This is a genomic window from Caecibacteroides pullorum, assembly GCF_019239235.1.
Classification (GTDB): domain Bacteria; phylum Bacteroidota; class Bacteroidia; order Bacteroidales; family Bacteroidaceae; genus Bacteroides; species Bacteroides pullorum.
This window is the reverse complement of sequence record NZ_JAAZTS010000017.1, coordinates 38,316-64,709: the sequence shown is the minus strand read 5'-3', so window position 1 is coordinate 64,709 and position 26,394 is coordinate 38,316. Positions and strand designations below refer to the sequence as shown.

16 protein-coding genes, 1 tRNA gene and 1 pseudogene are annotated in these 26,394 nt (G+C 50.2%); 12 read left to right on the top strand and 6 right to left on the bottom strand.

Annotated elements, in window-relative coordinates:
* Nucleotides 1-398: 398 nt before the first annotated feature.
* Both HF894_RS11190 and HF894_RS11185 read left to right on the top strand, forming a co-directional pair.
* The gene (locus HF894_RS11190; protein WP_246593224.1) at nucleotides 399-4,109 is read left to right on the top strand and encodes a DUF4450 domain-containing protein; all 3,711 of its coding nucleotides are present in this window, start codon (nucleotides 399-401) and stop codon (nucleotides 4,107-4,109) included.
* Nucleotides 4,110-4,167: 58 nt separating this feature from the next.
* Nucleotides 4,168-5,986, top strand: a pseudogene (locus tag HF894_RS11185) (rhamnogalacturonan lyase family protein).
* A gap of 106 nt (nucleotides 5,987-6,092) precedes the next feature.
* Here HF894_RS11185 and HF894_RS11180 read toward each other — a convergent pair.
* Nucleotides 6,093-6,164 (bottom strand) — tRNA-Arg (locus HF894_RS11180).
* Nucleotides 6,165-6,324: 160 nt separating this feature from the next.
* Between HF894_RS11180 and HF894_RS11175 the strand changes: the two genes are divergently transcribed.
* The 5 genes from HF894_RS11175 to HF894_RS11155 all read left to right on the top strand — a co-directional run bounded on the left by HF894_RS11175 (nucleotide 6,325) and on the right by HF894_RS11155 (nucleotide 15,861).
* A complete protein-coding gene (locus tag HF894_RS11175; RefSeq protein WP_204972406.1) occupies nucleotides 6,325-8,175 on the top strand; it encodes a 2-oxoacid:acceptor oxidoreductase subunit alpha in 1,851 nt (616 codons plus the stop codon).
* A gap of 19 nt (nucleotides 8,176-8,194) precedes the next feature.
* A complete protein-coding gene (locus HF894_RS11170; RefSeq protein ID WP_204972404.1) occupies nucleotides 8,195-9,199 on the top strand; it encodes a 2-oxoacid:ferredoxin oxidoreductase subunit beta in 1,005 nt (334 codons plus the stop codon).
* Nucleotides 9,200-9,437: 238 nt separating this feature from the next.
* Complete coding sequence (locus HF894_RS11165; protein WP_021847343.1) at nucleotides 9,438-12,461, top strand: SusC/RagA family TonB-linked outer membrane protein; 3,024 nt, start codon at nucleotides 9,438-9,440, stop codon at nucleotides 12,459-12,461.
* 23 nt (nucleotides 12,462-12,484) lie between these two features.
* Nucleotides 12,485-14,092, top strand: coding sequence for a RagB/SusD family nutrient uptake outer membrane protein (locus HF894_RS11160; protein WP_204972402.1), 1,608 nt, complete (start codon nucleotides 12,485-12,487; stop codon nucleotides 14,090-14,092).
* A gap of 137 nt (nucleotides 14,093-14,229) precedes the next feature.
* Nucleotides 14,230-15,861, top strand: a complete 1,632-nt coding sequence (locus HF894_RS11155; protein ID WP_204972400.1) for an alpha-galactosidase D — start codon at nucleotides 14,230-14,232, stop codon at nucleotides 15,859-15,861.
* Between the two features lie 68 nt (nucleotides 15,862-15,929).
* Here the strand turns inward: HF894_RS11155 and HF894_RS11150 are convergent, their stop codons facing one another.
* Both HF894_RS11150 and HF894_RS11145 read right to left on the bottom strand, forming a co-directional pair.
* Nucleotides 15,930-17,420, bottom strand: coding sequence for an arylsulfatase (locus HF894_RS11150; RefSeq protein ID WP_394369846.1), 1,491 nt, complete (start codon nucleotides 17,418-17,420; stop codon nucleotides 15,930-15,932).
* Nucleotides 17,421-17,612: 192 nt separating this feature from the next.
* Nucleotides 17,613-18,557 carry a tRNA-dihydrouridine synthase family protein gene (locus HF894_RS11145; RefSeq protein ID WP_204972396.1) on the bottom strand — a complete coding sequence of 315 codons (945 nt, stop codon included), beginning with the start codon at nucleotides 18,555-18,557 and terminating at the stop codon, nucleotides 17,613-17,615.
* A 309-nt stretch (nucleotides 18,558-18,866) separates the two neighbouring features.
* Here HF894_RS11145 and HF894_RS11140 point away from each other — a divergent pair, with 309 nt between their 5' ends.
* The 5 genes from HF894_RS11140 (at nucleotide 18,867) to HF894_RS11120 (ending at nucleotide 24,731) form a co-directional block, all read left to right on the top strand.
* Complete coding sequence (locus HF894_RS11140; RefSeq protein ID WP_204972394.1) at nucleotides 18,867-19,361, top strand: DUF4251 domain-containing protein; 495 nt, start codon at nucleotides 18,867-18,869, stop codon at nucleotides 19,359-19,361.
* A 149-nt stretch (nucleotides 19,362-19,510) separates the two neighbouring features.
* On the top strand, nucleotides 19,511-20,194 hold the full coding sequence (locus HF894_RS11135) for a hypothetical protein (protein ID WP_204972392.1): 684 nt from the start codon (nucleotides 19,511-19,513) through the stop codon (nucleotides 20,192-20,194).
* A 138-nt stretch (nucleotides 20,195-20,332) separates the two neighbouring features.
* Nucleotides 20,333-20,908 (top strand): helix-turn-helix domain-containing protein, encoded by a 576-nt coding sequence (locus HF894_RS11130; protein WP_021847350.1) that lies wholly within the window; start codon nucleotides 20,333-20,335, stop codon nucleotides 20,906-20,908.
* Between the two features lie 3 nt (nucleotides 20,909-20,911).
* Entirely contained in the window at nucleotides 20,912-23,071 is a 2,160-nt protein-coding gene (locus tag HF894_RS11125; protein ID WP_204972390.1) for a polysaccharide lyase 8 family protein, read from the top strand.
* Between the two features lie 13 nt (nucleotides 23,072-23,084).
* Nucleotides 23,085-24,731 (top strand): AMP-binding protein, encoded by a 1,647-nt coding sequence (locus HF894_RS11120; protein WP_204972388.1) that lies wholly within the window; start codon nucleotides 23,085-23,087, stop codon nucleotides 24,729-24,731.
* A gap of 69 nt (nucleotides 24,732-24,800) precedes the next feature.
* On the opposite strand, the gene HF894_RS11115 is transcribed toward HF894_RS11120, so the two are convergent.
* Genes HF894_RS11115 through HF894_RS11105 form a run of 3 tightly spaced genes read right to left on the bottom strand, consistent with a single transcriptional unit; the run spans nucleotide 24,801 to nucleotide 26,293 of the window.
* Nucleotides 24,801-24,992 carry a hypothetical protein gene (locus tag HF894_RS11115; protein WP_204970393.1) on the bottom strand — a complete coding sequence of 64 codons (192 nt, stop codon included), beginning with the start codon at nucleotides 24,990-24,992 and terminating at the stop codon, nucleotides 24,801-24,803.
* 53 nt (nucleotides 24,993-25,045) lie between these two features.
* Entirely contained in the window at nucleotides 25,046-25,534 is a 489-nt protein-coding gene (locus tag HF894_RS11110; RefSeq protein WP_204970394.1) for an S-ribosylhomocysteine lyase, read from the bottom strand.
* Between the two features lie 48 nt (nucleotides 25,535-25,582).
* Nucleotides 25,583-26,293: a 5'-methylthioadenosine/adenosylhomocysteine nucleosidase gene (locus HF894_RS11105; protein ID WP_204972386.1), complete on the bottom strand. Its 711-nt coding sequence runs from the start codon at nucleotides 26,291-26,293 to the stop codon at nucleotides 25,583-25,585.
* Nucleotides 26,294-26,394 lie beyond the last annotated feature (101 nt).

The following is a 26,394-nucleotide window of genomic DNA, read 5'->3' as shown; positions in this document are numbered from 1 at the left end:
CTCTATATATTCATCACATTAATTTATAGTTTTATATGCTTACTCAGGTTTATGTCTTCACGTACTCCTGAGTAAGTTTTTTATAAAAAATTAAAGTTAGAATAATAATCATCATCTCCAATTACAACGCCTCATATTTTACTCTTCAGAACAATAACTAATCATCACACATAAACTTTGTATTCGTCAGTCAAAATTCTGCAAAATTAAAACACACAAAATGTATTTTACACTTCTATTGACTTAACATTTTTCTGGCATCCGTACAATTATCCATATATGTGTACCATTCTCAGTTTAATCGTACAAATTCACCTGCTATAATTCATTCCTCAAACAGAACGAAAGTACTATCTTCGCAAAGCAATCAATACTTTCACTAACACATTTTCGATACCATGAAAATCAATATCTGTAAAAAAGGGATCTTACCATTATTGGCAGGGCTAATACTTTACAGTTCTTGTACAACAGAACAGCCAAATGAAACACTAGCATTTTGGCACGGTCAAGAACGTCAACTCCGATACAAACCCGAAGGAGAATACTTCGTCGGAAAGAATGGTGACAAACGATTTACGCGTGCTATTTACGGAACTAATACAGGATTCCGTTTCGAAACCAGCGATTATCCTGAAATAGGTCTTTACATGCCCCGACTAGGCGGTAGCATATATATGGCACTACAAACTGCTGACACAACGGTATGGATGAAAGATCTGAGTAGTATTGAATCACGGTTCAGGTCTGGAGAGCGTCGCTACATCATACAAGATAAACAGTATCTGCAAAAAGGAACTATCGTGATCGATATGTTAGCCCTCAGCGATGCAGATGGGATGATTGCATCCATCCAAGGAGACAATTTACCAAAAGGAGTGAAACTGATCGCCATTTATGGTGGTGCCAGTAACAAACGTTTTTCCCGAGAAGGAGATTTGGGTGCAGATCCCAAAGATTGCTTTTATATTAAACCAGAAAATTGCAAGGGAAACTCATTCCAGATAGAAGGATGCCGAATCACGAATTTCTACGGAAAGGGAAAACAAATCATGTCGCAAGATGAAGCTTATGAAAATAAAGAAGCTCTGAAAGACTTAAAAGTAACAAAAGAAATCACTCAAGATGCCGAACAAGTACAAGGCATATTCTCAGAAGAGGTTAGATTCAGGCTGGCAGACGGAGGAGCCATTGACAACCTGACCGAATTATTGGAATCTGAAGCCACAGAGCAGCCAGTAGCAATAGCAACACTCCCAATCGGAAAAGAATGCAAATACATGGAATGGGTAAATCCTCGGACTATAAAAGGAAAGATTGACCTTGCAACAGATTTCAAGTTGGCACAAGACTTTCGCGAAAAGATTGTGGGAAGAATGAAAATAAATACGCCAGACCCTTACATCAATACATTAGGAGGAATCTTTGCCGGCGCAGAGGATGCTGTTTGGGAAGCACCAAGCTACCTGCATGGAGCTATCGGATGGCGAATGCCACTCACTGGATGGAGAGCTGCCTATTTGGGAGACCTAATAGGGATGCACGACCGCGCCCGTATGCACTTCGACGGTTATGCTGCAGCTCAAATCACCAATATTCCGGTCAGTCTGCCGCATTTACAGGACGACGAACTCCATGGAGCACGTTCGTTAAAAAAATGGGGAACACCCATGTACAGTAACGGTTACATCTGCCGGAATCCCAACCGCACAGATGCAATGCATCATTATGATATGAACCTAGTGTATATAGATGAACTATTATGGCATTTAAACTGGACAGGCGATCTAAACTATGCACGTAAAATTTTCCCTGTCATTAAACGACATTTACAATGGGAAAAGCAGACCTTTGATCCGGATAACGATCATCTTTATGACGCTTACTGCTGTATTTGGGCTTCAGATGCTCTCCAATATAATGGTGGGGAAGTAACACATTCTTCTGCATACAATTACAGAGCCAATAAAATGGCAGCCGAGATTGCTGAAAAATTAGGTGAAGATCCGACTCCCTATAAAAAAGAAGCAGAAGAGATTCTAAAAGCCATTAACAAGACACTATGGATTCCCGAAAAAGGCTGGTGGGCCGAATTCAAGGACAACATGGGAAACCAGATGCTGCATGAGAACGCTGCCGTATGGACTGTCTACCATTCCATTGATTCAGACATACATGATGCTTTCAAAGCTTACCAGGCCACACGATACGTAGACAACTACATTCCACATATCCCAGTCGTAGCCAACGGGCTTAAAGACACGAACAACTACGTGATAAGTACTACCAATTGGCAACCTTATATGTGGTCCATCAATAATGTAGCTTTTGGTGAAATCGTACACACAGCTTATAGCTTCTGGCAGGCAGGACGTGCAGAGGAAGCTTTCAAAATGTTCAAAGGAGCTATCTTGGATGCCATGTATTTAGGATCGGGACCTGGAAACATCACACAAATATCACACTATGACGCAGCACGAGGAGAAATGTACAGAGATTTTGCAGATCCGGTCGCTGTGGGTGTCAGAGCTGTTGTCCAAGGAATGTTCGGCATTCTTCCTGATCTCATGAACAAAAGATTGGTTATTCGCCCCGGATTCCCCCAAGAATGGAACCACGCTTCATTAGGGACCCTGAACATGAAATACGATTTCAAACGCGAAGGGTACAAAGATTTCTATAAGTTTACGCCCACATTACAGACTGAGGGAAATCTTATACTGGAAGTAGAAGTACGTGGAAACGAGGTAGACTACATTAAGATTAATGGAAAACAGACTGGATACCAAATATTGGAACCAAGCATTGGGATTCCTCGTATTGCTATAGAAGCAGGGGTGAAAGAAAACTATGACATTGAAATTGCTTGGATAGGGAAACGTGATAAATCGTCTCAAGAAATCCAGACAGAAGTAGCCTCAGGTAACCATTTGGATATCAGGCTTGAAAATGCAGTGAAACTGTATGACCCACAACATATTCTCACAGAAGCAACTCTATCCGAAAACAAATTGCAAGGAACAGCGAATGGAGTAGAAGGCCATCGCACACTTTTTGTAAAATGTAGGAAAAACGACTTATCGTGGTGGATCCCAGTTCATATACATATCTTACAACCGCTGGAAATTATAAATAACCCAGATTCCGACTCTCTAAAATTCATGCTGGTGAACCATACAGGAAAGGCAATCAAAGGAAATATTCAAATAAACAACACGACTAACGTAGAAAATGTAAACATCCCGGCCGGTGGTAAACAGACATTTACCTGTCAGACGCCCATCGCTTCCATGGGTACAAACCGAATTACAGTAAGTACTCCGGACAAAACCTATACACTGAAAGCTATAAACTGGAATCTACAGAATCCAGCATCAACCTTATATGATACAGTAAGTATGGACGCATATTTTAACGATGAAGTCAATAATATATTCGCATACGGGAAATATAAATCTCCACGATGGCCCTATACAACTTTGTGCGTACCAACTCAAGGAATGGGACAATGGTGCCACCCGAATGACCTGTCTCCAATAGAAGATACGGGGTTACGTTCAAAAGTAAAAAATGGCATATTCATAATGCCTCAAGGAATTCCATTCAGGACTTCTGCCACTGAAGGTAAAAAGAACATAGCCTTCACCACCTTATGGGACAATTATCCGGATTCACTGTCTATCGCATTGCATGGCAAAGCATCAAAGGCTTATCTATTGGTAGCCGCTTCCACTTATCACATGCAATCCCATTGTCTGAACGGAACCATAACCGTCCGATATAAAGATGGCACAGAAGACGTATTGGAACTGGTACTTCCTGAAAATCTACTTCCACTGGATCAGGACATATTTATTGATAACGCAGCATTCTACAGTAATGCTCCACGACCATACAGAATACGTCTGAAAACAGGTGAGATAGATACCTACCATGCCGGAAAGCTTAAAAAACAGATGTCTAACAATCCCATCTATATCGAAGGAGGAATGGCTACTCTACTGGACCTACCACTTGATTCTGATAAAGAATTAGATCGGCTTTACCTGAAAACGATAGCTAACGAAGTTATTATCGGACTAATGTCGGTAACACTGGTGAGAGATTAGTACTATTCTAAAATCCAGAAAACGAAGAATAAATCACAATTTAATAAAACAAATAAATATGAACAGAAAAGGTATATTGATTCTTTTAGGAACGGTTGCAATGGCTAATCTCAATGTCATGCATGCACAGGATTTGCGTGAACGAACCTATTATTATGAGATTCTCTCACCGAATCATCAGGAAAAGCCATATGTAGTAGGATTTGCAAAAGAAAGAGTCAAAGAGAATTTAAATCGAGGACTTACAGCCATTCCTACAATTGATAGTAAAGGAGTATATTTGAGCTGGAGATTGTTAGAAAGCGATGGAGATGATGTACAATTTCATGTATACAAAGACACAGAAGGGGAACGTATTCGCCTGACTCAAAATCCTCTATCAAACACATGCGACTTTATCGATCTTCATCCATCTACTGAAAAGGTCCATTATGAAGTAAGATCTATAAAAAAGATTGATAACAAAAACATACTGGAAGGTTCGCAAATCAGTATAAAATTCAGCGAACTAACGAACTACAAATCTATAAAAATTAATCCTAATATTAAAGCAGGGAAAGTAGCTGTAGCAGATCTGAACGGAGACGGAACGTTCGACTACATCATACGAACCCCAGACAGTAATATTGACCCTGGAATGCCAGGAGACAAAAACGGAACTACCTATCAAATTGAAGCCTACCTGAGTGACGGAACGAAACTATGGAGTAAAGATTTAGGTTTAGGCATTGAACCCGGTATCTGGTACTCTCCTTTCATAGCTTATGACTTCAACGGCGACGGAAAAGCAGAAATTGCCATTAAAACCGCACCCCAAAATGCTGCACGCAATGCCGAAGGAAGAGTTGATTCTGGTGAAGAATATTTAAGTATTTGGGATGGTATGACAGGCAAAGAATTAGCCAGAGTAAATTGGCCAGAACGCAATGAACGTTACGGCAATCTGGTCAGACAAAACAGAAACCAAATGGCTATGGCCTTTTTGGACGGAAAGACTCCTTCTATTTTAGCTTGTCGCGGAACATATAAACTAATGGTAGTAGATGCTTGGCAATGGGATGGGAAAAAATTAAAGAGACAATGGAGATGGGATGGAGATGAAGAAAACCCGATTGTTCGAAGCATGGGGCACACAGCATTGTATGCGGAGATGTTGATGGAGATTTAAAAGATGAAATTCTACTTGGTTCCTGTATGCTTGATGATAATGGAACTCTACTTTGGTCAACTGGACTAGGACATCCCGATAAAGCCTATCTGACAGATATAGACCCTACAAGACCAGGCTTAGAAGTTTTTTATGCTTAGAGCCATGGCAAACCAATGGAAGAGGGGTATGCATGGTAGATGCTAAAACCGGTAAATCTATCTGGAACATAAACAGAAAGACCTTTCACGTAGGCGATGGGATGGTCGCAGATATAACTTCCTCGATGCCCGGATTAGAATGTTTTGCCAGCGAAGATCGCAAAGGTGGAAGCAATGACAAATATTTATTAAGTGCAAATGGAACCTATATTCAAGTCAATGGAGAGATTCCAGGATGCCGTAACTGGGCATGGTGGGATGCAGATAAGATAAGAGAAACTTTCATATCCGGTCAACACAAAAATCAATCCAATATAATCAAATGGAAGGGGGAGACATTAACCCATAACATAGAAGGAAGTATTTTAATGATAGGTGACTTATACGGCGATTGGCGCGAGGAAATTGTAACGTCTCTCCCTGGAGAAATCAGAATCTATTCGACCAATATCCCTGCAAAAGACAGAAGAACATGTCTCATGCAAGATCCTATCTATCGAAGCTATATTTGCCAACGCTCCATGGGATATCCACAAGCACCCGTACCTTCTTATTACTTAGGAGAATAGTATGACAACAACTTGTTAAAGGAACAAGTTTATTCCTTGATGACCTAAAAAAGAAAGCAGAAGAAGGCTCTAAAGAATTAAATTTTAGAATCTCCTTCTGCTTTCGTAGCCCCGAGGGGAATCGAACCCCTATCTAAAGTTTAGGAAACTTCTATTCTATCCGTTGAACTACAAGGCCTTTAAATGAAAATCCTGCATCTGTGTGCAGGAATAGGCCACAAAGATAATACTTTCTGCCGATTTTCCGAAAAAAGTTTTGTTAATCCGATTAACTTTCCGACATTTGCGAACTGCGTTGAACGCATATCCATAAAATTAACCTAAGAAAATCCTAAGTTATGGCAAACGACATGATGGTCAAAGACCTGGACGAAGTGGTAGTACGCTTCTCCGGCGACTCCGGCGACGGAATGCAGCTCGCCGGCAACATCTTTTCAACAGTTTCGGCTACGGTAGGAAACGACATCAGTACTTTTCCCGACTATCCGGCAGATATTCGAGCACCGCAAGGTTCACTAACGGGTGTCTCAGGCTTTCAAGTGCATATCGGTGCACAGAAGGTATATACGCCAGGTGACCAGTGTGACGTGCTGGTGGCCATGAACGCAGCCGCACTGAAGACACAATATAAATTCGTTAAACCCAACGGTACAATTATCATCGATACCGACGCTTTTCAGAAGTCCGATCTTGAAAAAGCAGCCTTCCAGACCGAAAACCCTATCGAAGAGATGGGTATCAAGCAAGAAGTTATTGCCGCCTCTATCACTACGATGGTGAAAGACTGCCTGGCCTCAACGGGCATGGACAACAAATCCATCCTGAAATGCCGTAACATGTTCGCCGTCGGCCTAGTATGCTGGCTTTTCGACCGTGACCTCAAGATAGCCGAAGACTTCATCCGCGAGAAGTTCGGCAAAAAGCCCGAAGTGGCCGAAGCTAATATCAAGGTTATCCATGCCGGATGGGACTACGGACACAACACGCATGCCTCCATCGCACATGCCACTTGCCGCATCGAAAGCAAGGTGAAGGTACCCGGACGGTACATGGACATCACCGGCAACAAGGCTACAGCATACGGCTTCATCGCCGCTGCCGAGAAAGCCGGACTGAAACTGTTCCTCGGCTCCTACCCCATTACTCCAGCCACGGATGTGCTGCACGAATTGTCCAAGCACAAGTCACTGGGCGTAATGACCGTGCAGTGTGAAGACGAAATTTCAGGCTGCGCCACCGCCATTGGAGCCTCGTTTGCCGGCGCACTGGCCGTAACCTCCACCTCAGGCCCCGGTGTATGTCTGAAGTCCGAAGCCATGAACCTAGCTGTCATCACCGAGCTGCCGCTCGTGGTGCTCGACGTACAGCGCGGCGGTCCTTCCACAGGTCTGCCTACCAAGTCGGAACAGACCGACCTGCTACAAGCCCTCTTCGGTCGTAACGGTGAAAGCCCCATGCCAGTTATCGCAGCCACATCGCCTACCAACTGTTTCGACGCCGCCTATATGGCCTGCAAGATTGCCCTGGAGCACATGACACCTGTCGTGTTGCTGACCGACGGTTACGTAGCCAACGGCTCGGGTGCCTGGAAGTTGCCCAAGCTAGCCGAGTACCCGGCCATCAACCCGCCTTATGCGCCCGCCGACATGAAAGACAACTATACACCCTACCGCCGCAATCCCGAAACCGGTGTCCGCTATTGGGCTATCCCCGGTCAAGAAGGCTACACGCACATCCTGGGTGGTCTGGAAAAAGACAGTAATACGGGTGCCATCTCCACCGACCCGGAGAACCATAACCTGATGTGTCACCTGCGCGCCGAGAAGGTAGCCAAGATTCCCGTGCCCGACGTTCAGGTACAAGGTTGTGCCGACGATGCCGACCTGCTTATCGTAGGTTTCGGCGGTACATACGGACACCTCTATTCGGCTATGGACGAAATGATCAAAGCCGGCAAAAAGGTAGCCTTGGCGCACTTCAGCTTCCTGAACCCGCTGCCCAAGAACACAGAAGAGGTACTGAAACGCTACAAAAAAGTAGTGGTAGCCGAACAGAACCTGGGACAGTTTGCCGCCTATCTGCGTATGAAGGTAAACAATTTCACTCCTTACCAATTCAACGAAGTGAAAGGACAACCCTTCGTCGTAGCCGAACTGGTAAAGGCATTCAACGAAATCATTAACCAATAAAATCGAGGAGGACACTATTATGAACGAATATACAGCTAAAGACTTCAAGAAAGGACAACCCCGCTGGTGTCCGGGCTGCGGCGACCACTTCTTCCTGGCCTCCCTGCACAAGGCCATGGCCGAAATAGGCAAGGCTCCGTGGGAAACGGCCGTCATCTCGGGTATCGGATGTTCCAGCCGTCTGCCGTATTATATGAATACGTATGCCATGCAGACTATCCACGGCCGTGCGGCCGCTATCTCGACCGGCGCCAAAGTCACTAATCCCAATCTGGCCGTTTGGCAGATTTCAGGCGATGGTGACGGACTGGCCATCGGTGGCAATCACTTCATCCACGCCGTACGCCGCAACATCGACCTGAACATGATTCTGCTGAACAACCGCATCTACGGTCTGACCAAAGGACAATACTCGCCGACGTCGCCCCGCGGCTTTGTCAGCAAGTCATCGCCCTACGGTACCGTAGAGGATCCTTTCCATCCCGCCGAGCTGTGCTTCGGCGCACGCGGACGTTTCTTCGCACGCGCCGTTGCCACCGATGCTGCCGGCACGGTAGAAATCCTGAAAGCAGCCTACAACCATAAAGGTGCCGCCGTCTGCGAAATCCTCCAGAACTGCGTCATCTTCAACAACGGTACGCACGACTCTGTTTACAACAAGGAAGGACGCGCCAAGAACGCCATCTATCTGGAACACGGCAAGCCGATGATTTTCGGTGAAAACCGCGAATATGGCTTGATGCAGGAAGGCTTCGGCCTGAAAGTGGTGAAGCTTGGCGAAAACGGAATCACCGAGAAAGACATTCTGGTGCACGACGCCCACTGCATGGACAACACCCTGCAGCTGAAACTCGCTCTGATGGAAGGAGCGGACTTCCCCATCGCCCTCGGTGTCATCCGCGATGTGGACGAACCGACCTATGACGAGGCCGTACATGCCCAAATCGAGGAAGTGAGCGCCAAGAAGAACTATCACAACTTCGAGGAGCTGTTGATGACCAATGATACTTGGGAAGTGAAATAAAATAGCGATCCATTCTCTATTTCTCAGGCACGAACGCATATATGCAGTTCGTGCCTGATCTGTTTTCATGAGTGTGGAATATTTCCACATCAAAATCACCGTTTTCTACAATATCTATTATAAAAGCCAAGTTTTAGCATTACCATATCAATCTATATATCAACGAATTAGAAAACACAAGCATTATTTGGTACATGATTTGTTGTTACCCCTATATTCAACCATATCAACAACATATATGAAAAACCAAATAATCAAAAAAATCAGATGGGCAGCAGTAATTGTTGTGATTTCATCACTTCCCCTTCATCTGCCCGCACAGAGAGCCGCATCTTCACAAGCGGATGAATACACAGTACAAACTCCACCAGACGAGAACACTCCACCAGACGGTGTGAAAAAGAAAATCGAAGGAACCGTAACCGATGAACAAGGTATCCCCATCATCGGTGCCACAGTGAGTGTCAAAGGACATCCGGACATCGGCGTGACAACCGACATCAACGGTAAATTCGCACTGGAAGTGACTCCACGTACCATTCTGGTCATCGCCTACCTGGGATATAACACCCAAGAGACCAGAGTCGGACAACGAAATTCCACCTACAACATTATCCTGAAGGAAGACAACCAAATGTTGGAAGAAGTGGTAGTAGTGGGCTATGGCACCGTAAAGAAAAGCGACCTGACCGGATCGGTATCGACTGTAGGTTCCCGAAGCTTTGAAACCCAACCGGTAAAAAGTGTATCCCAGATTCTACAAGGAAGAACGGCCGGTGTAGAAGTGACAAACAGCAGCGGTATGCCCGGTGCCGGTGCAAAGGTACGCATCCGAGGCACCACCTCTATCAACAAAAGCAGTGATCCGCTTTACGTCATCGACGGTATCATCTCATCGAGCGGCCTTGACGGACTGAACCCACAAGACATTCAGTCTATGGAAGTATTGAAAGATGCATCCTCCACCGCCATCTACGGTTCGCGAGGAGCCAACGGTGTCATCCTCGTAACAACCCGTAACGGACAGGAAGGACGGGCCAAGGTGACCTTTGACGCTCAAATTGGACTGGCAGCCGTCAGAAAAGACTACGACCTGCTTAGCCCTTACGAATACGCACTGGCCCTGAATGACATCCGAGGATCACAAACCATCTCGGCCGCCGATCTGGAGGCCTATAAGAACGGAACGAAAGGAATCAATTGGGTGGACCTCATGACCCGTACGGCCCTGACCCAAGATTATAGTATAGGAATCTCGGGAGGTACGGAAAAGGTAAAATACCTCCTTTCGGGTAATGTACTCGACCAGGAGGCAGTCACCATCAACTCCAAATACAAGCGCTATGGTTTCCGTGCCAATATCAACGCAGACCTGCGCCCCTGGCTATCCATCTCAACCCGCTTGAATACGGCCATTATTCATCAAGAGAACGGAGCACCAAGCTGGTTCCACGTACTGAATTTCTCACCTACCATGGAGCTGCGCGATCCTGAGACTGGTATTTATAACAACGACCCCTACAATATCGGAACCGGTAACAACCCGTATGGCGTGGCAATGGAAAACTACAGCGACTCTTACAGCTATAACGTCAACGCCAACCTGACACTGCTCTTCAAGATTGCCAAGGGACTGACATTCTCCGTACAAGGCGGATACGACTACGACCATAGTCCTTCCTATTCGTTCAGTTCCAAGCTGGTAGCTCCGGGTGCCATCAACAGCATGAACAACAGCAGCAGCCTGCACCGCTACTGGCAGAACACCAACAACCTGAGCTACCAAGGAGAATTCGGTGATCATACCCTGTCGGCCACTGCCGTATGGGAAATCAGCCACAGCACCGACACGGGCCTCAGTGCCGGAGGTTCGAACCTGAATAACGAAAGCGTAGGCTACTGGAACATCGGCAATGCCGCTGTACGTACCGAAAGCAATTCATACGTCGAATCTTCCCTGGCATCGGGTATCTTCCGACTGGGCTACGACTATAAAAAGCGCTACTTTCTGACCGCCTCCCTTCGTGCCGACGGTTCGTCGAAATTCCAAAAGAACCACCGATGGGGTTGGTTCCCCTCGGCTGCAGTGGCATGGGATATCGCCCAAGAAAAATTCATGGAAAACCAACATATCCTGAAACAACTGAAACTGCGTGCCAGCTACGGTGTCACTGGTAACGAAGCCATTTCTGCCTACAGTACCTTGGGTATGCTTTCAAGTACCACCTATGGCTGGGGAACCACAACCGGATACACAGGTTACTGGGGAAATCAATTTGCGACTCCCGACCTTACATGGGAAAAAACTTATCAGTATGACGTAGGTCTCGACTTGAGTCTTTTCGGCGTGGACCTCACGGTGGACTGGTTCAAGAAGCGTACGGTCGATCTGCTCTTCCAAAAGCAAGTCCCCCGATACAACGGCGGTGGTACCTACTGGGTGAACCAGGGTAAGCTGAACAATACCGGTGTCGAATTCTCATTGAGTACTTTCCCGGTGAAAAGTACCGTCGTATGGGAAACCAGTTTCAACGCCGCCTATGTAAAGAATGAAGTCATAGACCTGGCCGGCAACGACTTTGTACTCAGTGCCAACTACAGCGATCTGGGCGGTGCCATGCAGATTATGAAACCCGGCTATCCGTTAGGCTCGTTCTATGTATATCAATGGAAAGGCTTTGATGAAAACGGCGCCAACCTCTACCAGAAAGCCGATGGTACACTGACCACCTCTCCCACCTCAGACGACCTTGTCATCAAGGGACAGGCCAGCCCCAAATGGACACTGGGATGGAACAACACCATCACGTGGAAGAACTGGACACTGAACTTGTTCTTCAATGCAGCTACCGGATATAACCGTCTGAACATAAGCCGTTTCACGACGGCCTCCATGAGCGGTGTGTCACGTTTTATCACTCTGCGCGATGCCTATTTCAAAGGATGGGACTACGTTACCGACAAATCCGAAGCCCTCTATCCCAGCATCAGCAATACCGATAACAAGAGTTATGCCAATTCCGACTTCTGGCTGGAAGACGCTTCGTTCATCAAACTGAAGAATATCAGTCTGTCCTACAACATTCCGCGTAAAGTGGCCAAATTCGCCGGCATACAATTGACGGTCAGTGCACAAGACTTGTTGACCATCACCAAGTACAAGGGTATGGATCCCGAAGTATATTCAAGCTACGACGGACTGGACTACGGTGCCTATCCCATACCACGAACATTCACCTTTGCCGTGAAACTCAGATTCTAACCACTCACTAAAAGAATAAGAACATGAAAACTCATCTGTATATCAAAAACATACTCCTGGCAGCCACAGTAGCTCTCAGCCTCTCGGCCTGCGAGGATTTCCTGACCGAAAAACCTTACGGACAATTGACGACCGAAGGTTTCTTCAGTAGTAAGGAAGACTTGGACGCATCGCTCAACGCTCTCTATTCCGTCGTAGCCACTTCACAGGGACAAAACAACTACTGCGGCACCAATTTCTTGGCCGGTGACGACATCTCCACCCATCCCGCCAGTAACAAGCAGCCTCTGCGCGAGCATGACCAATACAGCGTCAGCGACAACAACTCGTGGCTGGTAAGCATGTGGGAACAGCGACACAAGGTCATCAAGGCCGCCAACTTCATCATCAACAATGCCGAACGTACGCCCGACGTCAGTGCCGAGGACATCAAGCAGGCACTTGCACAAGCTCATTACTGGCGGGCCTACTCCTACTTCTATCTGGTAACTACTTGGGGTAAAGTACCTGTCATGCTGGAAGAGGAAATAGACTACAACGCTCCCCTGAAATCAATAGAAGAGGTGTACGAACTTATCCTTTCGGATCTGAAAATTGCCGAAGAAGGATGCCCTGCCATGTATAGTAGCGAACCCTACGCCCGCAATGGGATCAACATTGCCGTCAGCCAAGGAGCCGTCAAAGCCACCATGGCCTATATATATATGTGTATGGCCGGCTGGCCGCTCAACAAAGGAACGGAATACTACGACCTAGCCGCCCAAAAAGCTGAGGAAGTGATAGACGGAGCCGAAAACGGGACCTATTACTACAAACTGCTGGACCAGTACAGCCAAGTCTATTCAATGGCCTACAACGAAAACAATCCCGAAGTGCTGCTCGGTGTATATTATAACCGTGACCGTACCGCCCAAATGATTCCACTGACTGACTTCCTGCTTGACATGAAGCAAGGCGGATGGGGCGACACCAATGGCGAAATCAAGTTCTGGAAAGAATTCCCCGAAGGGCCGCGTAAAGATGCCACTTATTTCCCCAAAATAATGTTGGCCGACGGGGAACTGCACGACTGGTGGTACGACACTGATCCTCCTTCACGTGAAGTGGTGGCTCCTGTCTTTATGAAAACAGCCGAAAGCTCGGCAAGAGGTATGAAATTTGACTACACCGACCCGACACCTCTTTCAGCAAACGGTGAAAAAACCGTGCAAATCATCCGCCTATCGCAAGTATATTGCTGGTATGCCGAAGCAATAGGACGTTCGGGAAAAGTAACCGCCAAGGCAGTGGAGATGCTGAACCGTGTACGTAACCGCGCCGACGGAGAAGCTTCCAATATCTATTCAACCTCCATGACACCCGAACAATTGGCCGAAGCCGGATACAATGAACATGGATGGGAAATAGCCGGATATTATTGGGCCGGACTGGCCAGCCGCGCCCGCGACATGTTCCGCATGTACCGCTACAAGGAACATTTCGAATTCCGCAAGGAAAATCCCGAAATCGAGGTTGCACCGGGTATCTTCCGAAAAGAAGCCGTAGCGGTCAGTGGTACGTGGGACGACAGCCGTATGTATTCGCCCTACCCCTATGAAGATGCAATATTAAACCCGAACTTGAAACAATAACGTATTCTTAGGAAATAACAATTCCAGGAAATAACGGGTCACCCCATATTCCGTTATTTCCTGGAATTGTTTGCATACAGCAGAAACTATCCAAGGGAAATAGCTATATTTGCCTCATCATCCAACATCTGTATGCCATGAAACAAACATTTTCAGCACTCTACGCTCTTTCTATTTTCCTTCTGTCGGCCATCAGTGCCGATGCACAAACCATCCAACCCGTCGAACCACCAATCATGGGTTGGAGTTCGTGGAACACTTACCGCATCAACATCAACGAAAGCCTCATCAAACGGCAAGCCGAAGCCATGGTATCGCTCGGACTGAAAGATGTCGGCTATCGGTACATCAACATCGACGACGGCTTCTTCGGATACCGCAACGAAAAGGGGATACTGCAAACCCACCCCAAACGTTTCCCAAACGGCGTCAAGTGTGTAGCCGACCACATTCACCGCCTCGGACTGAAAGCCGGTATCTACTCCGATGCCGGAGCCAACACCTGCGGTTCGCTTTGGGATGCCGATCCCAATGGGATAGGCGTCGGCCTGTACGGCCATGAGAAGCAGGATGCCGACCTTTACTTCAACCAATGGGGTTTCGACTTTATCAAGATAGACTATTGCGGTGCCGGACAGCAACTCGATTTGGATGAACGTGAACGTTATACAGCCATCAGCAAAGCCATTCGAGAAGTGTGTCCACGTGACATCTCGGTCAACATCTGCCGATGGGCCTTTCCCGGCACCTGGGCACGCGGCCTGGCCCGTTCGTGGCGCATCAGCGGCGACATATCCCCCCACTGGAGTTCCGTGAAGTCCATCATCCGGAAAAACCTCTACCTCTTTGCTTATGCCAGAAACGGACACTACAACGACATGGATATGCTGGAAATAGGCCGAGGCCTTACACAAACGGAAGAGGAGGTACACTTCGGGATGTGGTGCCTCATGAGCTCTCCGCTACTCATCGGGTGTGACCTGACGACCATTCCCGATTCCTCCCTGAAACTACTGAAAAACAAGGAACTGATAGCACTCAACCAAGATCCGCTGGGCCTTCAGGCCTATGTAGTGCAACACGAGGGCGAAGGATACGTACTGGTGAAAGACATCGAACAGCTGCGCGGCAATATGCGTGCCGCCGCCCTTTACAATCCGTCGGACAGCACATGTGCCTTCCACGTTCCGCTGGACCTGCTTGAATTGAACGGGAAAGTGAAAGTACGCGACCTCGTGAAGCAAAAAGACGAAAAAGCAATCCGAGAATACCTGTCGTACACCTTACCGCCGCACAGTGTAAAAATTCTGCGCCTCAAAGCAGAACAGCGCCTCGAACCGACCCGCTATGAAGCCGAATGGGCTTACCTTCCTCTCTACAACGACCTGGGCAAACAGAAACGCATCATCAGTCCCCAATCCTTTGAAGGAGCTTCGGGACGAATGATTGTGACCCACATCGGCGGAAGCAAAGACAACTACATGGAATGGAGCAACGTCCATAGCGACAAAGGGGGCAGCTACACACTGACCATCGCCTACCTGCCTCCCGAAGCGGGGAAACGCGAAGTGAACGATCGCCTCATCGAGGTAGAAGTAAATGGACACGTCTACGCTCCCATTAAGAAGCTGGCGAAAAACCGCTCCGAAGGTATCTGTACCGTCAGCCTACCCGTCCGACTGGAACCCGGGCGCAACACCATACGTCTGGGCAGCGCCTACACCTGGACACCGGACATCGACTGCATCACGCTCGAACCACAATCCTAAAGGAGGATAATGAAAAAAGGCTGCGTTCGTGAGCGCAGCCTTCTTTCGTTATATCATCTGTCTTTCCATCAGGGCAATGTTACCTTGAACAACTCGCTCGGGCGATGTTCGCGATGAATGATTCCTACCATCTGCTCCACAATATCGGGATGTTGGGCAGCTAGGTCATGATCTTCGTGAATATCTGCAGCCAAGTCGTAGAGATGAGGTTTTCCCTTCTTCACAACCAGTTTCCAGTCGCCCATACGCACACCAATCTGGTCTGTTTCATGGAATTCCCAATACAGGAAGTCATGCTTCTGCTGCTTGTCGTCCTGCCCCAGCATCGTCGGAGCGAACGAGATACCGTCGAAGCAATCGCCTTCCAGCTTCTTGTTCAGATACTTTTTAGGGAACTTCTTGTCGCCTATCAGCTCGCAGAACGTAGGCATCACGTCGTAAAAGGCCAGCTGGTGATCATTTACCATACCGGCAGGTACATGTCCCGGCCAGCGTACGATGAAGGGAATACGGATGCCGCCTTCATAACACTGGCGTTTCAAGCCGCGCAACTTACCGTCGCGCCCGAAAAATTCAGGATCGGCACCACCTTCCTCGTGAGGGCCGTTGTCGCTGCTGAAGATGACCAGTGTATTCTCGTCCAGTCCCTTCTCCTTCAGTTTGGCCAAAATCTCGCCCACATAGGCGTCCAGACGAGTAATCATACCCGCAAATTCGGCATGTGTATGCACCACGGCATTATAACGCGAACCTTCGCTACCGCCCCACGTCTTGTCCACGAAGAACTTCTTCTTATAAGCCTTTAGAATCGAATCATTAGGCTGAGCCAGTTCTGCATGAGGCAATGTATAGGTGAAGAAGCCATAAAAAGGTTGTTTGCCGTCCTGTTTGTCGAGCCAGGCCAAAGCCTCCTGATGAATCATGTCAGCTGAATATTGGGGACGTTTCTTGTAGTCGTCGCCATACATCGGATATTGGATGTTTTCGTCCATCGTGACGCGGATAGTAGCCGTATCGCCTTTCGACTTGCTGTAACGGTTCAGAAAGTTCGGATAGTACAGATGGGCCTGGAACTGGCAGATGAAACCGTAGTATTCGTCAATACCACGCTTGTCGGGCGTGGAGCACGAACCTTCGTAGCCGCCCGCCCACTTGCCGAACATGCCGGTGGTATAACCGTTCTGCTTCATGATCTCAGGCAGAATAATGTGACCAGGATCGTAGGGTTCCTGCCCCACAACGGTATATTCATCATTGTCACCGTATTTCATCAAAGGCGCATTGGTCCAATATTCTTTGTTTCCACGCACATGCCCGTGGCCTGAGTGCTGGCCAGTCATCAGTGAGGCACGTGACGGCGCACTAACAGGGCTCCCTGCATAAGCTTGCGTAAAAAGCATGCCCTCGGCAGCCATACGATCCAAATTGGGAGTTTGGATATATTTCTGTCCGTAACAGGCCAAGTCACCGTAACCCATGTCGTCACAGAGAATGAAGATAATGTTCGGACGGTCCGAACCATTGCCCGACTTCTCTGCCGCCACAAGCGGCAATGCCATCGACAGGAAAGAAGCGGAATACAAAAGAGGAAATACTGGATTAGATTTCATAAGGCCACTATTAATTAGGAATTGAATATAAAAGATTAACACCACGAAAGTAACCAATAAAAGGTTACAAACAAAACTTTTTGCTACAACATTGCATTTTGGTTAACATTCATTTAATACAACAACCGCCAAAGAAAGCGATCAAAATCGCAACAGAGTACTCACCGCCGCCTGATAAGCATCAAGCCTGGAAGCCTTATGGATGGCTTTGTGTGCCTTGCGATCACCTTCGGGCAACAGATATTCCCAAAAGCTCTTCATCTTCATCAGCAACTGACGGTCGCCTCCCTGCAACAGCTCGGCATAGCGACAAAAAACATCGGAATGCATCAATCTGATTTTCTCACGCTTCTCTGCCTCGGGAAGTTCACTGCCACGTGCATATTCCAAGCCCAAAGCCGGATTGGCCAGCAAGCCACGCCCGACAACGACACCTGCCAAACGGGGAAAACGCTCGCGAACACGACTAATATCAGCAATCGTCAGCAGGTCGCCGTTATAGAAAAGCGGCTTCTCACACCCTTCGTAAAACGCACTGAAAGCCTCCATATCCACCTCTCCCTTATACTGCTGCTTGCCAAGCCGCGGATGCAGGATAAGGTCCGACAAAGGCAAACGGTTGAGCAAAGGCAACAGAGCCAGGCATTCATCCGCCTGCTCCCATCCCAATCGCAACTTGACAGACAAACGCATCTGGGGGAACTTCTGACAGAGCGTAGTCAGCAGGTTTTCCACCTCCTCGGGATAGGGCAACATCCCCGCCCCGTTATGTCGTTTAGCCAGCAAGGGGAAAGGGCAACCCAAGTTCAAGTCTGCCTCGCGATAGCCTCTCGATACAAACAGTTCGAGAACCCGCTCCGCCTTCTCCAGATCGGGAGCGATGAGCTGGGGCACCAACCGAAAGCCTTCGTTATTCTCAGGCTCGATATCGCGCACGTCTTTCCGCCTGATTTCACCATGTTCCACTCTGACAAACGGCGAATAATAGCACTCTACGCCGCCAAAAAAACGTGCATGAGCCTGCCTGTAGATAGCGTCGGTATATCCCTGCAAGGGAGAAAAACGGATGGAAAATGTTGGTTGCATGGTTGTCAGTCGGTTGTTTCCGACAAATGTAAGGATATTCTTGGGCTTTTGCAAATGCCCCAGCGAAAAGCCTTCTTTCTGCTCTTGGAAAACAAGGCAACGACCTGCCCAAAGAAAGCAATGTTTTCGAATGAAGAAAACTATGTTTTAAGACAAGAAAAGCAATGCTTTCTATCAAAAGAAACTATGTTTTTCCACCCGTTAATTATACCGAAAAAGAAAAAAGAAGAACGAAAAGGACAAACAGTTCCTACAAATATACGTTACTTTTGTAGTAAAACCCACCTTAAACAAGAAAGGAGCAAGAATATGAAAAAATCAATTTACACCGCCTTCCTAGCCTGCACACTGGCATCTGCCGCTCCCATACAGGCACAGCAGACGGACAAAGAGGCACAAAAGGCACACACTGAACAGACCGTCAAGGAGGCACTCGAGGCCCGTCGCTACCGCATCGAAGTAAATTACATGACACCCATGCGCGGACGGAGCCGTGCCCTGATCGACAACTATTCGCTGACCATACATGGCGATTCCGTCCTCTCTTACCTGCCCTACGTAGGCGAAGCCTACAGTGCACCTTATGGCGGCGGAAAAGGACTGAACTTCGACGCCCTTATCCAGACCTACAAAACGAAGGAAGGCAAGAAAGGGCGCAAGGAAATCCGAATTACGACCACAAACGACGAAGATTCCTATACGTACCATCTGACCATCTATCCCGACGGTACCACACAAATTCGCATCCAACCCACGCGACGCCAATCCATCTCCTTCAATGGAAAGATGGATACGGATGAGTAATCCTTTTTCCACCTTCTGAAGTGCGATGTACATCACCCGTTTTTGCTTTTCTATTGATATACAATAATTTACTAAAAACAGATGTACATCGCACTTTCTTGTATCCCCTCCCCATACCCGCTAACTTTGCCGCCGAAAAAAATAAATGCATGAAAAAAACTAAACTCTTCATACTCTTCATCTGCGCCTGCATGGCTCTGCCTGCCCAAGAGAAGGGAAAACGCTCGCTTTGGAAAGTAGAGCTGGCAGGCGCTCTCAACAATTACGACGCTTGGGAAGTGGAACCATCCGTCGCCTTCCTGCCATTGGATTATGTCGGAGCCAGTCTGGGGCTGATGTTCATCCGTCCCTACCACGACAATACGCCTGCAGGAACATCGCAGGACAAACAGCTCCGATGGAGCTATACAAACGATTATGCTCCCAGCTACTTGTTAGCCCTGCGGCCCGCCCTGCAACTGAATACGCCGAAATGGTGGGTGGGGCGTGATAAGGACTATGCACTCTACCTCAGCCTGTCACCTGGTCTTACTCTACCCTTGCCCGCCAACCGTGGTTTCAACATCGACTATTATCCCAACAAGCCAGGCATGTGGACTACCATCCGCCGCGAATACATCCAAAATCAAGGAGCCCGCACCGTCTATTACCACCTGCGCACGGCGCTCTCATTGGAGATAGACGGAGGATTCATTTTCTCGCTCGGCTATACCTGCTCGGATTTCGACCTCTATGGTGGTAGTCGTAACATCACCATCGAAGGACGGAAGCTGTCTTTGCCCGCTCACAAGCTGATGCACTCGGTATCCATTGGCCTTGGATACCGATTCTAACTGGAATCAGCCAACACAAAAACACGTCAACAAAGGACATTTTCCCTACAAATCATTGCAAAAAGTCAAAGTTTGTTTTACATTTGCACACACTATACATTGAAATTATTATCACTTAGAACGAAAAACATACTTACCATGGACACAAGCAAGATTGTAGGCGAGAAAATCAAATCGCTTCGCGAAAGCAAGAACATCAGCCGCGAAGAGCTGGCAGAACGCTCGGGCCTGGCCATCGAACAGATTGAACGAATCGAAAACAACATCGACCTGCCCTCGCTGGCACCGCTTATCAAAATAGCCCGCGTGCTGGGTGTACGCCTCGGCACCTTCCTTGACGATCAGGACGAGATGGGACCCGCCATCTGCCGCAAGTCGGAAGCAAGCGACAGCATCAGCTTCTCAAACAATGCGATCCAAAGTCGCAAGCACATGGAATATCACTCCCTGTCCAAATCGAAAGCCGACCGCCACATGGAACCATTTATCATCGACGTAGCTCCGACAGACGACAACGAGTTCGTCCTCTCCTCACACGAAGGTGAAGAGTTTATTATGGTGATGCAAGGCACCATGGAAATCTGTTACGGAAAAAACACTTACCTGCTCGAGGAAGGCGACAGCATCTACTACGATTCCATTGTCCCTCACCACGTACACGCTTATCAAGGACAAGCTGCCAAAATACTGGCAGTAATCTACACACCCGTATAACACATGCATCTACATAAACTCGTATCGGGCACGCTACTGCTTATGGCTGTGGCGTGTACACGTGTTTCCGCCCAGGACGCCGAGCTGACTCGCATCAAGCAGAACTTCAGCCAACTGATACTGCCGACGGAAACGGATGAATTTCATCTGAACGCTACGCTGTCATCCCTTTCGCGTACCGAGAGAGGGTCTGACCAGGTTGTGGTGGAACTGTTCCAACGCTATCCTTCGGATCCCGACATCATCCGCACCTTCCTGACCACACAAACTGCCGAAGGTACCTGGCCCGACATCAACTACCAGGACAAGAAGCGTTCGGGATGGGAACCACGCATACACACGGAACGTATCCTGGAGCTGGTGAAGCTTTACTCCACCCCAGGCAACGCCTACTATCATTCTGCCGAGATGGAAAAAGTCATACACAAGGCACTTGGCTGGTGGTTTGCCACCAAGCCTGTCTGCCTGAACTGGTGGTACAACCAAATAGGTGTACCCAAGACCCTGGGCAACGCCTTCCTGCTCTTCGAACCACAGATGACGGACGAAGAACGACGGGGAGCCATCGAAGTGATGGAACATGCCCGTTTCGGCATGACGGGACAAAACAAAGTGTGGCTGGCAGGCAACGTCCTGGTACGCGCATTGTTACAAAACGACATGGACTTGGTGCGTCAGGCGCGCGACAGCATCTCTTCGGAAATCGTCACAGGACAGACCGAAGGCATCCAGCCCGACTGGAGCTTCCACCAGCACGGCACACAACAACAATTCGGCAACTACGGATTGTCCTTCCTGGCCAGCATGAGTTTCTACTCGGGCGTCTTCGCAGGGACCTCGCTGGCCTTCAGCGACGAGCAGCTGGAGATTGTCCGCCGCCTCACCGACGAAGGCTATCGCTGGATCCTATGGAAAGGCAAGATGGACATCAGCGCCCTGGGCCGGCAGTTCTTCCAGCAATCGCAAGTACATAAAGGCCTGGGAACCGCCTTTGCCGCTACCGAACTGGGAGGCGGCGCGTCCGAATCCTGCAACGAAACGGCCCGCGCCCTGTGTCGCGAGAACTTCGGGCCCGACGCCACGAACAGACTGACGGGCCACAAGCACTTCTTCTGTTCCAACTATACTGTGCACCGCCGCCCCACGTGGATGGCTACAGTGAAGATGGCTTCGCGACAGGTCATCGGGACCGAAACACTGAACGGCGACAACATGAAAGGCTTCTACTCGGCCGACGGAGCTACTTATCTCTATCGGGACGGACGTGAATACCTCGACATCTTCCCCTTGTGGGACTGGCGCAAGCTGCCGGGCGTGACAGCCTTCGCCACCGACGCCCCCATGCCTGTGGTCAAGGGCGACCAACCGCGCAACAACAGCGACTTCGTGGGCGGACTGTCGGACGGAAAGCAGGGCATGACGGTGATGGACCTCGACCGCGCCGGCCTACGCGCCCGCAAGGCGTGGATCTTCACCGACCGCTTTGTTCTCTGCCTGGGAGCAGGCATACAGGCTGACAGTAGTCTGGCCGTAACCACCGCCATCGAGCAGTGCCACCGCCACGGCGACCTCTTCGTCCTGCTGCCCGGCGAACACTGGAAAACAGCGGAAGGCACCGTAACAGCCAGTGGCAAAGAAGTACGCTTCCACCACAACAGCATAGGCTACATCGCCTGGGGAGACGGCCTGAGGGCGACAGCCACCACCGAACGACGAACAGGCGACTGGCACGACGTGATGCAGATGTACCCCGAAGGTACGACCGTCAGCGGCAACGTGGTGCAGCTCTGTCTAAACCACGGCACGACTCCAAAGGATGCCTCCTACCGATACGTCATCCTGCCCGATGCCGACCGCGAACAGACTGCCGACTTCGACCTCGGCACCATCCGTGTGTTGCGCAACGACCGCACGGCGCAAGCCGTCCTGCTGGCCGACGGTAGCTGCTGGCTGGCCGCCAGCGAACCCGCCACACTGACCCTACCCGACGGCACAGTAGTGAAAGCCACCACTCCCGGCATCTACCTCATAGCCAAGGGAACCGACGGAAACTACACCGCCCTGTGGACCTCGCCCTCGCGACAGCACACGCAAGCCGAACTGAGCATCGGCGTCCAAACCCTGAAACTGACAGATACCTACCATTATACAAACAACGAATAAAGGAAAAACGCTTATGTTATACGAACGCACCCTCGGCCAGTGGCTGGAACACTGGGCCGAAACGACACCCGACCGAGAATACATCGTCTACTCCGACCGCAACCTGCGCTTCACCTGGAGCCAATTCAACCGCCGTGTGGACGACATGGCCAAGGGCCTCATCGCCATCGGCGTGGAGCGCGGCACGCACGTGGGCATCTGGGCCGCCAATGTACCCGACTGGCTCACCCTGCTCTACGCCTGCGCCAAGATAGGCGCCGTCTACGTCACCGTGAACACCAACTACAAGCAGTCCGAGCTGGAATACCTCTGCCAGAACTCAGACATGCACACCTTGTGCATCGTCAACGGCGAGAAGGACAGCGACTTCGTGCAGATGACCTACGCGATGCTGCCCGAGCTGCGCACTTGCCAGCGCGGACACCTCAGGAGCGAACGCTTCCCCTACATGCGGAACGTCATCTACGTCGGGCAGGAGAAATACCGCGGCATGTACAACACCGCCGAAATCCTCCTGTTGGGCGACAACGTGGACGACAGCCGCCTGGACGAAATGAAGGCGAAGGTGACCTGCCACGACGTGGTGAACATGCAGTACACCAGCGGCACGACGGGCTTCCCCAAGGGCGTCATGCTGACCCACTACAACATCGCCAACAACGGCTTCCTCACCGGCGAGCACATGAAGTTCACGCAAGACGACAAGCTCTGCGTCTGCGTCCCCCTGTTCCACTGCTTCGGCGTCGTGCTGGCCACGATGAACTGCCTCACCCACGGCTGCACCGAGGTCATGGTGGAGCGTTTCGACCCGCTCGTCGTCCTGGCCTCCATCCATAAGGAACGCTGCACAGCGCTCTACGGCGTGCCCACCATGTTCATCGCCGAGCTGAACCACCCCATGTTCGACATGTTCGACATGTCCAGTCTGCGCACTGGCATCATGGCCGGCTCGCTCTGCCCCGTCGAGCTGATGAAGCAGGTGGAGGAGAAGATGTTCATGAAGGTGACCAGCGTCTACGGCCTGACCGAGGCCTCACCGGGCATGACGCACACGCGCATTGACGACCCCGCCGAAGTGCGCTACACCACCGTGGGCCGCGACTTCGAGCACACCGAAGTGCGCGTCATCGACCCCGAGACGGGCGAAGAGTGCCCCGTCGGCGTGCAGGGCGAAATGTGCAACCGCGGCTACAACACCATGAAGGGCTACTACAAGAACCCCGAAGCCACGGCCGAAGTGATAGACAAAGACGGCTTCCTCCACTCCGGCGACCTGGGCGTGAAGGACGAACAAGGCAATTACCGCATCACCGGCCGCATCAAGGACATGATTATCCGCGGCGGCGAGAACATCTACCCCCGCGAAATCGAGGAATTCCTCTACCAGCTACCCGGCGTGAAGGACGTGCAGGTGGCCGGCATCCCTTCGAAGAAGTACGGCGAGGCCGTGGGCGCCTTCATCATCCTCCACGAGGGCGTCACGATGGACGAGAGCGAGGTGCGCGACTTCTGCCTGGGCAAAATCTCGCGCTACAAGATACCGAAGTACGTCTTCTTCGTCAAGGAATTCCCCATGACGGGCAGCGGAAAGATACAGAAGTTCAAATTGAAAGATGTGGGCCTGCAACTGTGCAAGGAGCAGGGAATAGAAATAATCTGACGGGAAAGGAAAATCCCGGATAAATAGTTAGCCGACCTATGTCGGGAGCCTGTCCGAGGCCTAGGACGCTCAGCCGACATAGGTCGGCGGCATTTCTGAGCCCTCCGACAGCCAGCTGATATAGGTCGGCGGCATTTCCGAGCCCTCCGACGGCCAGCCGATATAGGTCGGCGGCATTTCCGAGCCCTCCGACAGCCAGCCGATATAGGTCGGCAGCATTTCCGAGCCCTCCGACGGCCAGCCGATATAGGTCGGCGGCATTTCCGAGCTCTCCGACGGCCAGCCGATATAGGTCGGCTGACTCCACACGGGAATTACTCCGCCTTCTCGGGATAGCGCATATTGGCGGCAGTCATGTGTTCCAGCACCTCGCGCAGGTATTTGTCCGCCTCCCAGCGGGCCATGGGCAGGTCGTGGAGCAGCCAGTTGCCGCAGTCCTTCGGAGCGGCGCCGGGCACTTCGCCGTCATACTGGGCGATGAAGCGGAACGTGTCCTGCATGAGCAGCAGGATGTCCTGCGGCTCCAGGTTGCCGCGCATCAGCAGGTAGTTGCCCGTCAGGCAGCCCATGGGGCCCCAATAGATGATGCGGTCTTTCCACTGCGGCTCGTTGCGCAGGTAGGTGGCGGCCAGGTGTTCGATGGTGTGCAGCGCGCCCTGTCCGAGGGCAGGTTCGCGGTTGGGTTCCTTCATACGGATGTCGAAGGTGGTGATGATTTCGCCGTTCACCTCGTCTTTGCGTGAAACGTAGATGCCGCGCAGCAGGCGGAGGTGGTCGATGGTAAAACTGGGAATCTTGTTCATATCGTTTCTTGAGTGGTTAATATTCATTTTTCAGGACGGATTATGATTTCAGGCGTTGCCAAGCCTTTCGAGGAACGCCCACGTCGTCTGGAACGACCGTTCGGCCATGGTGGCCCAGAAGTCGCAGTACTGGGCGAAGTTGTCGTCGTGCGCCCCCGGCGTGTCGCTGACGATGCGGAAGCTGAGGAAGGGCACGCCGTAGACGAAACACGTCTGCGCGATGGCGGCGGACTCCATGTCGACAGCCATCCCCTGGGGGAAGTGGCGCTTGATGGCGGCCAGCTCGGCGGCGTCCTCCACGAAGCGGTCGCCCGTGCAGATGAGTCCGCCGTGAATGCGGCTCTCCAGTCCGGCGCCGTCGTTCAGCTCCAGCGCGTGGCGCATCAACTGGGGAGAAGCCTCGTAGTAAAGGGGCATACCCTGCACCTGGCCGTAGCGGGTGCCATCGTTGCCGCAGTAGACGTCGTGATAGACCAACCGGTCGCTGGCCACTACATCGCCCACGCGCAGGCCTGCGTCGATACCTCCCGCCACGCCGGTGCTGACAATGCAGTCCGGCCGATGACGGCGGATAAGTTCGGCGGCTCCCACGGCGGCGTTCACCTTGCCGATGCCACACTGGGTGAGCACGACGTCGTTGCGGCCCAAGATGCCTTCCACGTAGCGGAAACGGCCATCGCCGCTCTCCCTCTTCTGCGACAGGCGGTCCGCCAGCTGGCGGTGCTCGCTGTCCATTGCACTGATGATGCCTATCTTCATATTCTGATTGATGCTTAAAAAATGTGTGCAAATGTACGACATTTCCCCGAAATACGTCTGCAGGGAGCGTGGAAAATGGGAGGAATGTGCTATCTTTGTCC

What these genes read in the sequence shown, in the direction of transcription:
- HF894_RS11190 (WP_246593224.1), top strand. Translation starts at nt 399, where the DNA reads ATGAAAATCAATATCTGTAAAAAAGGGATCTTACCATTATTGGCAGGG.
- HF894_RS11175 (WP_204972406.1), top strand. Translation starts at nt 6,325, where the DNA reads ATGGCAAACGACATGATGGTCAAAGACCTGGACGAAGTGGTAGTACGC.
- HF894_RS11170 (WP_204972404.1), top strand. Translation starts at nt 8,195, where the DNA reads ATGAACGAATATACAGCTAAAGACTTCAAGAAAGGACAACCCCGCTGG.
- HF894_RS11165 (WP_021847343.1), top strand. Translation starts at nt 9,438, where the DNA reads ATGAAAAACCAAATAATCAAAAAAATCAGATGGGCAGCAGTAATTGTT.
- HF894_RS11160 (WP_204972402.1), top strand. Translation starts at nt 12,485, where the DNA reads ATGAAAACTCATCTGTATATCAAAAACATACTCCTGGCAGCCACAGTA.
- HF894_RS11155 (WP_204972400.1), top strand. Translation starts at nt 14,230, where the DNA reads ATGAAACAAACATTTTCAGCACTCTACGCTCTTTCTATTTTCCTTCTG.
- HF894_RS11150 (WP_394369846.1), bottom strand. Translation starts at nt 17,420, where the DNA reads ATGGCATTGCCGCTTGTGGCGGCAGAGAAGTCGGGCAATGGTTCGGAC.
- HF894_RS11145 (WP_204972396.1), bottom strand. Translation starts at nt 18,557, where the DNA reads ATGCAACCAACATTTTCCATCCGTTTTTCTCCCTTGCAGGGATATACC.
- HF894_RS11140 (WP_204972394.1), top strand. Translation starts at nt 18,867, where the DNA reads ATGAAAAAATCAATTTACACCGCCTTCCTAGCCTGCACACTGGCATCT.
- HF894_RS11135 (WP_204972392.1), top strand. Translation starts at nt 19,511, where the DNA reads ATGAAAAAAACTAAACTCTTCATACTCTTCATCTGCGCCTGCATGGCT.
- HF894_RS11130 (WP_021847350.1), top strand. Translation starts at nt 20,333, where the DNA reads ATGGACACAAGCAAGATTGTAGGCGAGAAAATCAAATCGCTTCGCGAA.
- HF894_RS11125 (WP_204972390.1), top strand. Translation starts at nt 20,912, where the DNA reads ATGCATCTACATAAACTCGTATCGGGCACGCTACTGCTTATGGCTGTG.
- HF894_RS11120 (WP_204972388.1), top strand. Translation starts at nt 23,085, where the DNA reads ATGTTATACGAACGCACCCTCGGCCAGTGGCTGGAACACTGGGCCGAA.
- HF894_RS11115 (WP_204970393.1), bottom strand. Translation starts at nt 24,992, where the DNA reads ATGCCGCCGACCTATATCGGCTGGCCGTCGGAGGGCTCGGAAATGCTG.
- HF894_RS11110 (WP_204970394.1), bottom strand. Translation starts at nt 25,534, where the DNA reads ATGAACAAGATTCCCAGTTTTACCATCGACCACCTCCGCCTGCTGCGC.
- HF894_RS11105 (WP_204972386.1), bottom strand. Translation starts at nt 26,293, where the DNA reads ATGAAGATAGGCATCATCAGTGCAATGGACAGCGAGCACCGCCAGCTG.